This window comes from Halosimplex rubrum (genome assembly GCF_013415885.1).
In the GTDB taxonomy this organism is placed as follows: Archaea; Halobacteriota; Halobacteria; order Halobacteriales; family Haloarculaceae; genus Halosimplex; species Halosimplex rubrum.
Genome location: NZ_CP058910.1, coordinates 2,831,190 through 2,844,318, shown reverse-complemented (window position 1 = coordinate 2,844,318; position 13,129 = coordinate 2,831,190). Strand labels below are relative to the sequence as shown.

14 protein-coding genes are annotated in these 13,129 nt (G+C 60.2%); 7 read left to right on the top strand and 7 right to left on the bottom strand.

What is annotated here, in order from left to right; translation table 11 throughout:
• Positions 1-58: 58 nt before the first annotated feature.
• Together HZS55_RS14205 and HZS55_RS14200 are read left to right on the top strand one after the other, a co-directional pair.
• A complete protein-coding gene (locus HZS55_RS14205) occupies positions 59-619 on the top strand; it encodes a DoxX family protein (protein ID WP_058365957.1) in 561 nt (186 codons plus the stop codon).
• Positions 620-731: 112 nt separating this feature from the next.
• Positions 732-1,043 (top strand): SHOCT domain-containing protein, encoded by a 312-nt coding sequence (locus tag HZS55_RS14200; RefSeq protein ID WP_246308264.1) that lies wholly within the window; start codon positions 732-734, stop codon positions 1,041-1,043.
• Positions 1,044-1,057: 14 nt separating this feature from the next.
• On the opposite strand, the gene HZS55_RS14195 is transcribed toward HZS55_RS14200, so the two are convergent.
• Complete coding sequence (locus HZS55_RS14195; RefSeq protein WP_008364394.1) at positions 1,058-1,507, bottom strand: universal stress protein; 450 nt, start codon at positions 1,505-1,507, stop codon at positions 1,058-1,060.
• Positions 1,508-1,662: 155 nt separating this feature from the next.
• Complete coding sequence (locus HZS55_RS14190) at positions 1,663-3,048, bottom strand: permease (protein ID WP_179908276.1); 1,386 nt, start codon at positions 3,046-3,048, stop codon at positions 1,663-1,665.
• 182 nt (positions 3,049-3,230) lie between these two features.
• Between HZS55_RS14190 and HZS55_RS14185 the strand changes: the two genes are divergently transcribed.
• Positions 3,231-3,602 carry an SHOCT domain-containing protein gene (locus tag HZS55_RS14185; protein ID WP_179908275.1) on the top strand — a complete coding sequence of 124 codons (372 nt, stop codon included), beginning with the start codon at positions 3,231-3,233 and terminating at the stop codon, positions 3,600-3,602.
• Positions 3,603-3,628: 26 nt separating this feature from the next.
• Complete coding sequence (locus HZS55_RS14180) at positions 3,629-4,285, top strand: hypothetical protein (RefSeq protein WP_015299307.1); 657 nt, start codon at positions 3,629-3,631, stop codon at positions 4,283-4,285.
• 20 nt (positions 4,286-4,305) lie between these two features.
• Here the strand turns inward: HZS55_RS14180 and HZS55_RS14175 are convergent, their stop codons facing one another.
• Positions 4,306-4,830 carry an ArsR/SmtB family transcription factor gene (locus HZS55_RS14175; RefSeq protein ID WP_006183491.1) on the bottom strand — a complete coding sequence of 175 codons (525 nt, stop codon included), beginning with the start codon at positions 4,828-4,830 and terminating at the stop codon, positions 4,306-4,308.
• A gap of 182 nt (positions 4,831-5,012) precedes the next feature.
• Between HZS55_RS14175 and HZS55_RS14170 the strand changes: the two genes are divergently transcribed.
• Genes HZS55_RS14170 through HZS55_RS14160 form a run of 3 tightly spaced genes read left to right on the top strand, consistent with a single transcriptional unit; the run spans position 5,013 to position 7,834 of the window.
• Complete coding sequence (locus HZS55_RS14170; protein ID WP_006183492.1) at positions 5,013-5,228, top strand: heavy-metal-associated domain-containing protein; 216 nt, start codon at positions 5,013-5,015, stop codon at positions 5,226-5,228.
• A gap of 4 nt (positions 5,229-5,232) precedes the next feature.
• Positions 5,233-7,152 (top strand): heavy metal translocating P-type ATPase, encoded by a 1,920-nt coding sequence (locus HZS55_RS14165; protein WP_179908274.1) that lies wholly within the window; start codon positions 5,233-5,235, stop codon positions 7,150-7,152.
• A gap of 28 nt (positions 7,153-7,180) precedes the next feature.
• On the top strand, positions 7,181-7,834 hold the full coding sequence (locus HZS55_RS14160; RefSeq protein ID WP_006183494.1) for a hypothetical protein: 654 nt from the start codon (positions 7,181-7,183) through the stop codon (positions 7,832-7,834).
• 32 nt (positions 7,835-7,866) lie between these two features.
• On the opposite strand, the gene HZS55_RS14155 is transcribed toward HZS55_RS14160, so the two are convergent.
• The 4 genes from HZS55_RS14155 to HZS55_RS14140 all read right to left on the bottom strand — a co-directional run bounded on the left by HZS55_RS14155 (position 7,867) and on the right by HZS55_RS14140 (position 13,112).
• A complete protein-coding gene (locus tag HZS55_RS14155) occupies positions 7,867-9,102 on the bottom strand; it encodes a phage integrase SAM-like domain-containing protein (protein ID WP_179908273.1) in 1,236 nt (411 codons plus the stop codon).
• Between the two features lie 451 nt (positions 9,103-9,553).
• Complete coding sequence (locus HZS55_RS14150) at positions 9,554-11,230, bottom strand: transposase (protein ID WP_179908272.1); 1,677 nt, start codon at positions 11,228-11,230, stop codon at positions 9,554-9,556.
• Positions 11,231-11,336: 106 nt separating this feature from the next.
• Positions 11,337-12,329, bottom strand: coding sequence for an aldo/keto reductase (locus HZS55_RS14145; protein WP_179908271.1), 993 nt, complete (start codon positions 12,327-12,329; stop codon positions 11,337-11,339).
• Positions 12,330-12,437: 108 nt separating this feature from the next.
• Positions 12,438-13,112 carry a helix-turn-helix domain-containing protein gene (locus tag HZS55_RS14140; protein WP_179908270.1) on the bottom strand — a complete coding sequence of 225 codons (675 nt, stop codon included), beginning with the start codon at positions 13,110-13,112 and terminating at the stop codon, positions 12,438-12,440.
• Between the last annotated feature and the right edge of the window lie 17 nt (positions 13,113-13,129).

Genomic DNA, 13,129 nt, shown 5'->3' with positions numbered 1-13,129 from the left:
GCCGGCTCGCTATTATATCGTCTTACTCCGCCTACTGATAGTTGAAGGTGCAATAATTATGTCCACACTCGACTCCGGCATGAACCAGCTCGAGAGCAGAGTCGGCGGCCTGACCGTCGGCGGGAAAGTCCACAGCCTCAGCGCGTGGTTCGTGCTCGCGCTCCGGCTCATGATGGGGTACGCGTTCGCGTACTCCGGGTTCACGAAGATCACCGGCGAGTTCGCCGCCGGCGGCTACCTGTCGAACGTCGCGGCGACCAACGGCAACCCGCTCGCGGGCATGTTCGCGTGGATGGGTAGCACGCCGTGGTTCGTCGAGTTCGCGAACGTCGCCGTGCCGTGGGGCGAGCTGTTCATCGGCCTCGGCCTGCTCGTCGGCGCGTTCGTCCGCCTCGCGGCGTTCTTCGGCGCGCTCATGATGCTCATGTTCTACTTCGGGAACTGGGACATGGGCCACGGGTTCATCAACGGGGACTTCGCGTACATGCTCGTGTTCCTCGCGGTCGCCGCGTTCGCCGCGGGCCGCATCCTGGGCCTCGACCAGTACATCGAGAACTACGACGTCGGCGGCGAGACGCTCGTCGAGCGCTACCCCGCCCTCGAATACATCCTCGGCTAACCACGCCGAGACCTTTGGGAGTACAACAATGCAAAATCCAATTCAAGCACGCGGGATTCGTTCTCTGGGACTCATCGTCGTCGGAGCGCTGGCTCTGGCCGTCGTCGCCGGAATGGCGCTAACACACGCGACTGTCCCAGATGCAATGATGTGGGGCTGGCACGACGGGATGTGGAACGACGGCCACATGGCCGAATGGGGTAGCTGGGGCTGGGGGATGATGCTGTTCGGGCTCCTGTGGATGGCACTCCTCGTCGCCGTCCCCCTCGGTTTCATCTACTGGCTGGGAACGCGGTCGCAATCGAACGGCCCCGCTGAGGATAGCGCACTCGCCGTCCTCCAAGAGCGGTACGCCCGTGGCGAGATCGACGACGAGGAGTTTGACCGCCGTCGCGCCCGTCTCACACCAGATGATGGACGGTAACGGACGGTCGTTCCCTACTCGCTGACTTCGGTTTTCACGACGGTTGCCGGACGCGTCGTCAGCCGAAGGACGCGGTCGGTGACACTTCCGAGCAACGCACGATATTCGTCCGGCCGGCGTTTGGTACCGAGCACGAGGAGATCGGCGTCACAGTCGTCTGCGTGGTCCACGATGGTCTCAGCGGGGCGGCCATGTTGCATTGCCGTCTCGACATCGACATCGGTTTCTGCGGCTCGACGTCGGAGTTCGGAAAGCGTCTCCTCGCCGTGTTCTTCGAGACCGTGTTCGGGACCTTCGGCTTCGTCGACGTACTCGTCCCCGCTGTACGCAGTTACGACATCCTCGTCAACGACGTAGAGCACATGGAGGACTGCGTTGTGAGCGGCTGCGAGCTCGAGTGCATGCGTTTCAGCATCTTCAGACGCAACAGTTCCATCGGTCGACAGGAGAATTCGGTCGTACATTCAGTCAGAATTCAAAGGCGGGTATCATAAATTCGGCTTCCAATTCTCTCTGCTCAAGAGTCACGGTAGCGTGTTCAGTATTGCCGCGTCAGCGGATGTGTCCAAGCACGACTGACGTACTCAATCGAGACTGTGAACCATCAACGAGCTGTCCGTCAGTGGTCGTGCCCCTCCATCACCATCGGATGCCCGGTGGCGTATTCGTCCGGGTTTTCCCCGAAGGTCTCCTTGCAGGTCTGCGAGCAGAAGTAGTACGTCTCGCCGTCGTGCGTCGCCGATGGCTCGCTGTCGTCAGTCCGCATCCCACAGACGGGGTCGCGGTACTGGCCGGGCGCACCGAGACCGCGACGATAAACATACAGCAGGAACCCGGAGAGCGCGAACGCGATGAGGTTGAGATAGAACGTGTAGTTGAGTTTGAAGTACGTCTGCTCCGTCGCCGTCTCGCCGCCCGCCAGATCCGGAACGATTCCCAGCGCGTCGAACAGCAGCTCCATGAGGAAGCCAGTGAACGCCATCGTCACGAAAAAGACGCCGAGGATGTACAGCATGATCTTCCAGCCGTAGTACTTCCGGTAGACGTTCAGCACGGGAATCGTGATGAGGTCAGCGTAGACGAACGCGATGATCCCGGCGAAGCTGACGCCACCGCCCCACAGCGCGACGGCGAACGGGACGTTGCCCATACTGCCAACGAAACTGAGGACGGCTATGGTGACACCCATAATTGCGTTCTCGGCGGTCACGAGCAGGCCGTCGCCCTGAATGAACAGCGTGTTCCACACCCACTGCGGGACGAAGACGATGACGAACCCCGAGATGAGGAAGCCAGCGACGATGTCCTTCCAGATCATCGACCACTCCTTGCGGTACTGATTCCCGACTTTGTACCAGCCACCCCACGACAGCAACTCGTCACGCCACCCACCGCGACTCGACATCTCCTGGCGGTAAGTCTCCATACACCCCTCCGAGCAGAACTTGAGCGTCTCACCGCCGTCAGTCGTAAGCGTGTACTCGTCTTTGCCTTCCATCCCGCAAGTTGGATCCTCGGTGACGCCCGCCTCGTGATCGCGCTCGTTGAGCGTCTCTCGCACCTCATCGAAGAGGTTCTCCGGAAGCGTGAGATGAACGATGACCGCCATCACGGCGATGAGGATGAGGCCGCCAAGTAACTCTGCGACGAGGAACTCCCACCCCAGCAGAATCAGGATCATCAACCCGAGTTCGACGATGAGGTTCGTCGACGCGAACATGAACGCGAGGAAGTTCACCGCGTGCGCCCCCTTCTTGAACAACCCCTTCCCGATGGCGACGGCGCCGAAACTACAGCCACTACTGGCCGCGCCGAACGCAGTCGCCTTGGTGAGCCCGCTCAGATCGCCATCGCCGAGGACCTGCGCCATCCGCTCCTTGGAGACGTAGACTTGGACGAGGCTCGTGATCGTGAGGCCCATGATGATCGCCCACGCTGCCGTCCAGAGGAAGCCCACTCCGATACGTAGAGCTTCGGAGATGGCATCAATCATCGTCGCTACCATAGGTATCAGTTCGAAGGGATCATCTATTGCAGTTTTCCTTCAGATAGTTTGGGTCAGAGCCGTGGTGAGTAGGTATTCAAAAGAATTGTGGCGGGTGGAACACGTAGGTCAAAGGCACAACCGCATTGAATAGTTAGTGCGTAGTATAATCTGAGAACCCCAACTCAGGGAGGGATCACAATATGCCGACAAATTCAGACGATACGCGACTTGTTACGCTCCTCCTCGTTATCATCGGTGCCGTCTTCATCGTCCCGTTGTTCTTCATGGGCTTCGGGATGATGGGGTTTGGTCCGATGATGAGCGGGATGTGGGGCGGTCACATGTGGGGCGACGGGACGATGCCTGGCTGGATGTTCATCGTCGACATCGTGATGCAGCTGCTGTTCCTCGCTGCCCTCGTCGGTGGTGGGTACCTCATCTATCGCGCAGTTACGGGAGCTGCGAGTGATTCGGACCAGGCACTCGAAGAGCTTCGGCTTGCCTACGCTCGCGGGGAGCTGACTGACGAGGAATACGAACAGCGACGCGAAGCACTCGAACGAGATACCTGATTACGACGAGACATCAAAGCTGAAGGATGACCGGCTACCCCGACCACCGTCAACAGTCTCCCCGTCCGCAACTTCCAGCGTGGCTTGACCGATACACGACGGTGGGGTTATACGGGCTCCTCATCGGGACTGGACTCTGTCTGGTCGCGTTCCTCACGAATCCCGTTCCCGATCCCTCGTTCCCGTGGGCGACGCTGCCCGAGTCTCTACGATTACCGATTGCACAGCCCCGGATCGAACACTGGCCGGTGACCTACACTATCGGTATCTGGCTGTGGATTATCGGCTTTCCCGCGCTGTTCCTCGCTGGCTATAGACGATTCGGAGACTGGATGCCGTTCGGAACACCGATGTGGCTTGCTGGACTTCCGGCGCTCGCGATGCTCAGCTGGACGACATACTGCCGGTTTTTCTGGCCGAAGCTTCATCCGCCGACCTGGAACGCTCCCTCCTACACGGTCGTCTGCTGGCTATACTGCTCCTCGTACAACGTGCTCTGGAGTAATCTTGCCTATCTGATTGCGTTCGTCGGCGTCGCCGCGACAGTTCTAGCTGTGCGACGCCGGCACGTAGCCGGATACATCCTACTCGGGTTCGGAGTCTTCGCACTTCCCCTCGGATTGCCAGCTGTGTATGAGGGATATCGCCGGATAACTAAAACACACGGTGAAGTGAGGCCTTGACAGCGGTACAGGGCGCAAGCTCAAGAATCTCGGTGCGCACGAACGAACGCCCGGCGGAGGACAGTCAGGAGTACGTAGGTTTCGTACTTCTGGGTCTGACAGTGCTCACACGGCTGCATATCTGCGACGATCTCCGCTATCGCGTCGTCGTGGTCTTCTGTGAGAGTATCGAGTGAGTCCCTGATCTGGGGTTGAACGGCCTCGATCATCTCCTCAACAGCGTCATCAGCTGACTCTGGCAGCGAGTACGAGAGGACGATCGTATTCGCGTGGTAGTACTTCGTCGTCCCACCGCGCCCTTCCTCGAAGCGGACGACGTCGACGAGACCGGCATCCCGTAACTCGTTGATGTGATGACGAACCGTGTTCTCCGTGCGGTCGACGCCGCGGTCCTCCAAACGGCCGTGGACCTCAGTTGCGGTCAGCGCCTCCTCGGAGAGGATATCGAGGATCATCGCCCGCATCGGTTCGTCGATGGCGTCCGAAACCCGGGTGTCTCGCACCGCGATGTCCTCAAGCCGGTGGTCGGTACCGGAACTACTCATACGAGAACTGAGTATGAGCAGGCGGGAAAAGCTAGCGGGACGCTGCTTAGAACTCAGGTCGCTGGGTCCGCGATACCGAAAGCCCTAGACAACCCGTTTGACTGTTCCAATCACCTATATCTGTATTCAAACATATCATCTAAAAAATACTTATTGGGGTACGGGCACTACCTCAAACTGTAATGAGCGACACAACCCAGTTCCGCGTCCTCGACTTCGACTGCCCGACCTGTGCGAGCACCGTCGAACGCGCCCTATCGAACGTCGACGGTGTCCAGCACGTCGAGGTTCACTACGCGACCGGCCGCGTCGAGATCGAATATGACGACAGCGTCGCTGATCCCGACGCCTTCGCACAGACCATCGAAAACCAGGGGTACACGCCCCAACCAGCCTAACACCATGAACATTCAATCGATCACGCAGTACTACCGGAAACACCGGAAGGCCATCGTCACGGCGACGAGCGGCCTGCTGTACGGCGGTGGCTGGAGTCTGGGCTACCTCACGAGTTTCGAGATGGCAAGCGCCGCCATCCTCGTCCTCGCGACGATCGTGGGTGGCTACGACATCGCCAAGACCGCCTACCACGAGGTCACGAACCGGACACTCGGCATCAAGACGCTGGTGACGCTGGCCGCTATCGGGGCCATCGTCATCGGGGAGTACTGGGAGGCTGCCGCCGTCGTCTTCCTGTTCAGCCTCGGCAGCTACCTCGAGGGCCGGACCATGCGGAAGACCCGGACGGCCCTCCAGGAGCTCCTGGAGATGACGCCCGACACGGCGACCGTCCGTCGCGACGGGGAACTCCAAGAGGTTCCCGCCCGGGAAGTCGAAGAGGGCGAGGTCGTCGTCGTGAGGCCGGGCGGGAAGATTCCGGTCGATGGCGAGGTCGTCGACGGCGAGAGCGCCGTCAACCAGGCGCCGGTCACCGGCGAGAGCGCCCCCGTCCACAAGGCCGACGGCGACGAAGTCTACGCCGGGACGGTCAACCAGGAGGGCGCGCTAGAAATCCGGACGACGGGTGCGGGCTCGGACACGACGCTCGAACGTATCATCCGTCGCGTCGAGGAGGCCCAAGAGGCCCAGTCGCCCACGGAGAGTCTCATCGACCGGTTCGCGAAGTACTACACGCCGGCCGTCATCGTGCTGGCCATCGGCGCATATGCAGTCACGCAGAACGCGATCCTGTCGTTGACGCTGTTGGTCATCGGCTGTCCGGGCGCGCTGGTGATCGGGCCGCCAGTCAGCATCGTCTCGGCCATCGGCAACGCCGCCCGATCGGGCGTGCTGATGAAGGGCGGCGAACACCTCGAACGCGCCGGCAAGATCGACCTCGTCGCCTTCGACAAGACCGGCACCCTCACGAAGGGCGAAACCACCGTCGCCGACGTCGAGGGATTCGGCGTCGCCGATGACGAAGTCCTCTCGCTCGCGGCAACCGCCGAGAAGAAGAGCGAACACCACCTCGCTGACGCCATCGTTGACGCAGCCCGCGAGCGCCCGACTGCTGCGACGGACGGTGGGGCGGCGGTCGCCCAGGCGGACGAGACGGACGCCAGCCTTCAGTCGATTCCCGGTCCGGACGATTTCGACGTGGTCGCTGGTAAGGGCGTTATCGCCCATACCGAGGGCACCGAAGTTGTTGTCGGCAATCGCGCACTGCTGGAGGACCGCGACATTAACGTCCCCAGTCGGATCGCCGACTACGTCCGCGAGCGTGAGGAGCGCGGCGAAACTGTCGTCCACGTCGTCCGGGACGGGGACATCATCGGCGCAATCGCGCTGCGGGACGAGCTCCGGAAGGCAGCTCCTGGGGTCGTCACGGCGCTTCAGGACGTCGGCATCGAGACGGTGATGCTCACCGGCGACAACGAGCGGACGGCCGCCGCCGTCGCCGAGGAGGTCGGCATCGACGAGTACCGCGCCGAACTCCTCCCCGAGGACAAGCAGACAGTCATCGAGGCCTACCAAGCCGACGGCCACGTGGTCGCGATGGTCGGCGACGGCATCAACGACGCGCCGTCGCTGGCGACCGCCGACGTTGGCATCGCGATGGGTGCCGCCGGGACGGACACCGCCATCGAAACGGCAGACATGGCGTTGATGGCCGACGACCTCGACCGCATCCCCTACGCGGTCAAACTCAGCAAGGCGACGCGCTGGAACGTCCTCGAGAACGTCGGGCTCGCAGTGCTGACCGTGACCGTCCTGCTCGCGGGCGTGCTCACCAGCTACGTCACCCTCGCCGCGGGAATGTTGGTCCACGAGGCCAGCGTCCTCGCGGTCATCCTCAACGGGATGCGACTGCTTCGCCACTGACCACTAGATACGATCATCACCACCACTCATGACATCAAACTCGACTGCGACCGCCGAGACCCAGACTAGAACCAATTGGAAGGTAGACTACGACGTCGATCCGATCGAAATTCGCGACCCTGTCGCGGAGGCCCTCGGCGTTCTCGAACCGGGTGACCCGTTCGTCATCACCTATAGAGACGCGGTGAAAGAGGCGGGACATTCCTGTCCGACTGCCTCGGGCGCCTACCGGATCGTCCAGTTGGGGCTCGACGCCCTGTATCCCGACGACTATCCAGTTCGGAGCGAAATCGAGGTGCAGGCGGCCGGCCCGCAGGACGATGCTGCGTATGGCGTGATGAGCCGCATCATCTCGTACGTTACTGGCGCGACCGAAGACGACGGATTCAGCGGGCTCGCCGGCGGCTACGGCGGCCGCCGCGACCTCCTCGTCTTCGACGCGTTCGACCCGGACACGGCAGAGCCGACGTTCCGGTTCCGGCGAACCGACACGGACGAGACCGTCGAAGTGACCTACCACGTCAGCGACGTTCCTGACGGTGGACCCGCAATCGGGAACCTCCAAGGGATTCTCGACGAATCGGCAACTGAACAGCAACGAGAGGCTTTCGCTGACGCCTGGCACCGCCGGATACAGGTCGTCCTCAGTGACGACTCGCTGTTCACTGTCAAAGCGGTTTGACGCGACGGTCTACCCCTCTCACTCGAAATAAGTTACTGCGGTACACTATCGATCTCCTCGAGGGCCTCAGTAGCGACATCACCTAACTCACCAGCCTCGATATGCGAGTACCGCTCACGAACCATCTCCTCAGAATTATCGAGATATCGGGCCGCCACAGTATATCCGAATGCCCGGACCAGAACCTCGCCCATGCCACGACGGCCACCGTGCGGAGCAAGATAATCGTGTTTCGGATGGTCGATGTCGATCTCCGCGGCCTCCGAGAGTCGTTGGAGAATCGACCGTGCGCCGTCCGTCGTGATCGACGGCGGCCGAATATTCTCATCGAGCGCCAGCAAGAGGTCCCGGGCGTGTGCCTCACGTCGCTCGTCGATTACTTCTGGGTGTTCCCCTCGTTCGGCTAGCTCTTCCCGGACGAGCTCTGCGAGCGTCCGTTGGTCGAACGTCGGAAACACCGGCCAGCGGTCCGTCGGCGGGTCCACCAGCTGACGGTAGCTCCGCAACGGAGAAATCACCGGATCGGGGAGACTGGCGGCGTCCCACTGCTGTTTCTTCCGGTAGACGTCCATACTCCCGTCGTCGAGGGAGAGATCCTCCCAGCGGACGCCGCGCCGGCGGGGGTCATTCGGGTCCCGGAGGAGTTCGCCGACGCGGACGGCGGTGTACGCGAGAACGAACACCAGCGCCCGGTCACGAGCCGCCTTCAGCGCCGCGTAGCGTCCTCGCTGCTTGTCGAGGAGGTCAGTATCCTCTGGAAGTGTCGTATACGCCTCGACGGCGTCGCGGGCCCGTTCGTCGACGTGGCGGGTGAGGGCGTGGCGCTGTTCGGACGTCCAGGCCTGCTGGTCGCCGGGCTTGCGGCCGTCGTCCTCCGGCAGCGGCGCCATCGCACTGGCCCGCTGTGCGTAATGCGCCTCGAGATATCCCTCGTTGACGCACCAGCCACACCACGCAGAGATATAGCGGTAATAGGTTTGGACGGTGTTCTGCTTGAGGCCACGGTCACCACCGAGATGTCGGGCGTACTCCCGGAACACGCGTTCGTCGAGATCGTCAAAGGTCGGCTCCCGGTCGACGTCGTCGGGGACGATCCCGGTCCAGTCGTCGGCGCCGCGGTCGCCGGCGGCCCACTCGGCGAATCGTTCGAGCTCGCGTGCAGCGTTACGTCGATAGTTCCCACCGTCGCCGCCGCGGCCTTTCCCCTTGTCTTGGAGGTAGCGCTCGAAGCTGTCGTCGAGCGGCGTCGAAAGCGCTCGGTCAGGCATTCACCGGCCCTCCACCGTCCTGCGGGCCCAGTCTCGGGTCCTCTACCCTGGGGGAAGCGCCGTCGTGAGGGGGTTGCAGCATCCGTGCTTCACCGACGGCGGCGGGGTACTTCAAAGTATTCGTGATTACCGGCGTAATCAGGACCAATTGAATTTCCGTTCGAATTTCCTTATCGCACCGTCTAAACGCCCCTATTCCGCGAAATTTAGCAAATGGCGACTTTATAAATCATATGTCGCTATATCATTTTGTGTCCATGGGAAGTTGAGACTATGGCGGGTTTAGCGGGCCTGTGATGCGTGGTTTCGGCCGATTCAATTAGTGGAGACTAACTCAGATTGCTCACCAAACGGCCTGTCTTGTTGAACTTACAACCATATACGCGAATTTCGGAGACGTCCGACAGCGTTGCCACTCAGACGCTGCGCTACCACGGGGAGAGCCCCATTACTATCCGATTCCGGTTTCCTTCTTCACCAGCGTCAGCGTGTTATCAGCCGTCACGATCGGCGAGTGTTCATACTCACCGTTCAACTCAACCTGCACGAGTAGATCGACCGCTCGCCAGATCGAGTACAGCAAACAGGCGAACGCGAAGTAGAAGAATCGCAGTCCAAAATTCTTCGAGGTCGTCGCCGCCATGAATCGTTTAATCGACTTGTAGCCGCTCTCGATCTCCCACCGATAGCCATACTCAGTGAGAAGGCCACTTCCTCGGTTCGTCATGAACACCGAATATTGCCGGTGGTCGTCGTGTTCGGAGTTCTCTTTCCGACGGTAGATCAGCGTCGTCGAGTGCCACTCGTTGTCGCCCAAGTGCAGTTTTCGATCAGTCTCGTAGCGATCTTTCCCTCGCTTGAGAAGGCGCTTGGCTTGGGCTTTCTCGCTGGTCTGCATCCGCTTTGGGACGACGTAGGAGAGCCCGCGCTGGCTGATCATCTCCAGGACGTGCTGACTGTCGAACTCCCTGTCCATCAGGACGTTATCGACGTGAACGAGTTCCTCTGCAGAGTCAAGCAGATCTTCAACAATCTCCTTACGTGACTCGCCTCGTCGAACTGGTCGCGCATCGAGCACGAGTGGGACAGCGTTGCCGACCAGCTGGACTGTCGCCCACTGGTAGGCGTACTCGTCGTTCTTCTCCTTCGTCCCGATAATCTCGTCCTCGTGGTCCGTCCTATCGCCCGTGAAGGGATCAGCTTCGGTGATGTCGATTGCGACGATTCCGGCTCGGAAGAACTCCTCCGTCTCCGCGACCTCGTCCAGCAGTCGATTCACCGCCTGTCGGTACATCTCGCGAATCTGCGCGATCGACAGGTCACGAAGATGCTCGCGGTGTGCATGACCCAACGGCGTCCGGTCGCGGGTCGACTCGTATATGAAGCTGCGAGCGCCTTCGTTGGCGGCCAGGTTTTCGCGGAGTCCGAGATACGTCTGTAGGTCCCAGTAGGCATTTTCGTGGATCTCACAGCCCTCACCACGATCCAACGAGAACGCCGGGAAGACGACGCGGCCGAGGTGGGCAGTGATCTTCTCTGCCTGGTCCAGTACGGTCTGTTCGTTCAGAGTGGAGTCTCCGGCACTGTCGCCTCGCTGGGGGAGCGTCCGCTTCGGCTCACGCGAAACGCTCACACCTGCGTTCCGTGCATTGATTAGGATCGTTTGAGCAGCTGTCTCGACCGTTTTACGTAGCTCACCCGTGAAGCGCTCGTGCCAGCTGCGCCACAGCGTCGACTGGTCGGGCAATGTCTCAAAACCAAACCGGTCATAGCGGGAGGGACATTGTTTGAGGTAGGTGAGGAGCATGGTTTCGTGCTCCCAGCCGTAAAGTTCCTTGAGGATAAACACTCGAAATAGTCGTTCCATGTTGTAGTCCGTCTCTCCCGTATAGCGGTCGTGCTCGTCAAATTCAGCATAATCTAATGGCCAGTAATAGACGAACTCTTCCACGGAATTATGCTCTTCATGTTCGAACCAAACGCTGGCGAGGATCCGGACATCTTCAGCGAGACCAGCGGTTGAGCTTCGGTTGTATAGTGGGGTGTGGGAGTAGGTGGGCCACTGGTAATACGATGTCTGTGCAATACGTCGGAAAATTTCACGGCAGGACGACAGTGTTGCTACCATCTGGTTAGTGAGATTGGACTGTTACGGGTGTTTGTTTCAACAACAGGTCGGAATCCGCTGGAACGTCAAAGACCTTTCAGTATCGGGGGCCAGCTGCTTTTACCTGCTACTCGTGGGTAGTGACTGGCACGGGTTCGTAGGGTTCTTCAAGATACTCGATATCCGAGTCCGAGAGACTGATGTCCAGTGCTTCGACGGCCTGTTCGAGGTGCTCAACACTGGTGGTTCCGACGATAGGTGCGTCCACGATGTCCTTGTGGAAGTGCCACGCCAGCGCAATCTGTGCCATCGTTACGTCTTTCTCGTCGGCAAGTTCCTGTACGCGTTCGTTTATTTCGATACCGCCGCCTTCCCGATAGGGATGGGCGTAGAGCGGGTCGTGTGTCTCACCGCGCGTGGTCGCCTCCATCTCCTCGTGGGGACGTGTGAGGTAGCCGTGTGCGAGTGGCGACCACGGGATGACACCGATATCTTCCTTGTCACAGAGCGGTAGCATCTCGCGTTCTTCCTCGCGATATGCCAGCGCATAGTGGTTCTGCATCGTCTGGAACCGTTCGAGTCCGAGACGATCGCTGGTATGCAACGCCTTCTGGAACTGGTGTGCCCACATCGACGAGGCACCAATGTATCGGACCTGGTGGCGACGGACCACGTCGTCAAGCGCTCGCAGTGTCTGCTCGATTGGTGTGTCGTAATCCCACCGGTGAATCTGATACAAATCGACCGTATCCATTCCCAGCCGGTCCAGCGAGTGCTGGAGTTCCTGTTCGATGGTCTTTCGAGAAAGACCGGACGTGTTCGGGTGTGCACCTTCTTCAAGCGAATCGCTGTACGGCGGAAAGAAGACCTTCGTGGCGACAACCTGCTCATCACGGTCGTAGTCGGCGAGGACATTCCCTATGATCTCCTCGCTTTCGCCTTGCGAGTAGACGTTGGCAGTGTCGAAGAAATTGATCCCAAGATCGATCGCTCGCTCGATGATCTCGCGACTCCCCTCCTCGTCGAGTGTCCATTCTTCTCCGTTCTTTCCGAAGCTCATGCCACCGAGACAGATACGACTGACCTCCATGCCGGTCGATCCGAGAGTCGTGTATTCCATGGGAACGAGTTCATATCGGGTGTTCCACGGCTTGGTGTTGGTGCTGTGTAGATAGTGTATTTATGTACTAGCACCGCCACGTGTGTGGTATTCATTGATTGAAGCCCGCTACGAAGAGGGCATCTCGACTCGCGTTTGCGAACCGAGCGTCGAGGACAAGATTTGGTGCTCGGCCCGCCGGAGGAGGTCAGACATCGACGGCTGGGAGATGTCGAGTTCGTCGGCGAGTGCTTCGGTAGACGTGCGACGGGGGCTCTCGTAGTAGCCGCGTGACAGTGCAAGGGTCAGGGCCTCGTGTTGGCGTTCGGTCAGACCGTACGCCGGAGAGTCCTCGGACCCGGCGTGACCAGACGTGATCGAGTGGAGTTCGACCTCGATATTGTTCTCCCGGCAGACTGACTGGAACTCGCTCAGCGTGCTGTAGTTCTTGAATATCTTCGTCTCGTACCAGCCGTCGGGCCTGACGACGGGAGGTTCGAGCGGCGCTCCATCGAGGTTGGCGTCGTACATTCGCTGGAACAAGTCATCGAGATCGACGATACACTTGTAGATCTCCTTGCCGCCTGCCTGTCCGAGTGCCGTTGCCTCCGCAACTTCGTCGACCTCCGCGAGGGCACACTGAGGGACATCGGCGGTCTCATCGATCTGGACAATGAACAGTTGACGGCCTTCCTCGATCCGTCCGCGGTGGACGTACTCTAGTTCGTCGAGTTGTAAGGACCGGACGACGCTGACTAACGGAAGCGAGAGCGAACGCAAGAAGAGATCGATTCTGATCGTCATGGCTTGGTCTCAGAGTT

Excerpts from the sequence above, each read along its gene's own strand:
- HZS55_RS14180 (WP_015299307.1), top strand. The coding sequence starts at position 3,629 with ATGACCGGCTACCCCGACCACCGTCAACAGTCTCCCCGTCCGCAACTT.
- HZS55_RS14175 (WP_006183491.1), bottom strand. The coding sequence starts at position 4,830 with ATGAGTAGTTCCGGTACCGACCACCGGCTTGAGGACATCGCGGTGCGA.
- HZS55_RS14205 (WP_058365957.1), top strand. The coding sequence starts at position 59 with ATGTCCACACTCGACTCCGGCATGAACCAGCTCGAGAGCAGAGTCGGC.
- HZS55_RS14190 (WP_179908276.1), bottom strand. The coding sequence starts at position 3,048 with ATGGTAGCGACGATGATTGATGCCATCTCCGAAGCTCTACGTATCGGA.
- HZS55_RS14160 (WP_006183494.1), top strand. The coding sequence starts at position 7,181 with ATGACATCAAACTCGACTGCGACCGCCGAGACCCAGACTAGAACCAAT.
- HZS55_RS14155 (WP_179908273.1), bottom strand. The coding sequence starts at position 9,102 with ATGCCTGACCGAGCGCTTTCGACGCCGCTCGACGACAGCTTCGAGCGC.
- HZS55_RS14145 (WP_179908271.1), bottom strand. The coding sequence starts at position 12,329 with ATGGAATACACGACTCTCGGATCGACCGGCATGGAGGTCAGTCGTATC.
- HZS55_RS14170 (WP_006183492.1), top strand. The coding sequence starts at position 5,013 with ATGAGCGACACAACCCAGTTCCGCGTCCTCGACTTCGACTGCCCGACC.
- HZS55_RS14200 (WP_246308264.1), top strand. The coding sequence starts at position 732 with ATGGCGCTAACACACGCGACTGTCCCAGATGCAATGATGTGGGGCTGG.
- HZS55_RS14195 (WP_008364394.1), bottom strand. The coding sequence starts at position 1,507 with ATGTACGACCGAATTCTCCTGTCGACCGATGGAACTGTTGCGTCTGAA.
- HZS55_RS14140 (WP_179908270.1), bottom strand. The coding sequence starts at position 13,112 with ATGACGATCAGAATCGATCTCTTCTTGCGTTCGCTCTCGCTTCCGTTA.
- HZS55_RS14165 (WP_179908274.1), top strand. The coding sequence starts at position 5,233 with ATGAACATTCAATCGATCACGCAGTACTACCGGAAACACCGGAAGGCC.
- HZS55_RS14150 (WP_179908272.1), bottom strand. The coding sequence starts at position 11,230 with ATGGTAGCAACACTGTCGTCCTGCCGTGAAATTTTCCGACGTATTGCA.
- HZS55_RS14185 (WP_179908275.1), top strand. The coding sequence starts at position 3,231 with ATGCCGACAAATTCAGACGATACGCGACTTGTTACGCTCCTCCTCGTT.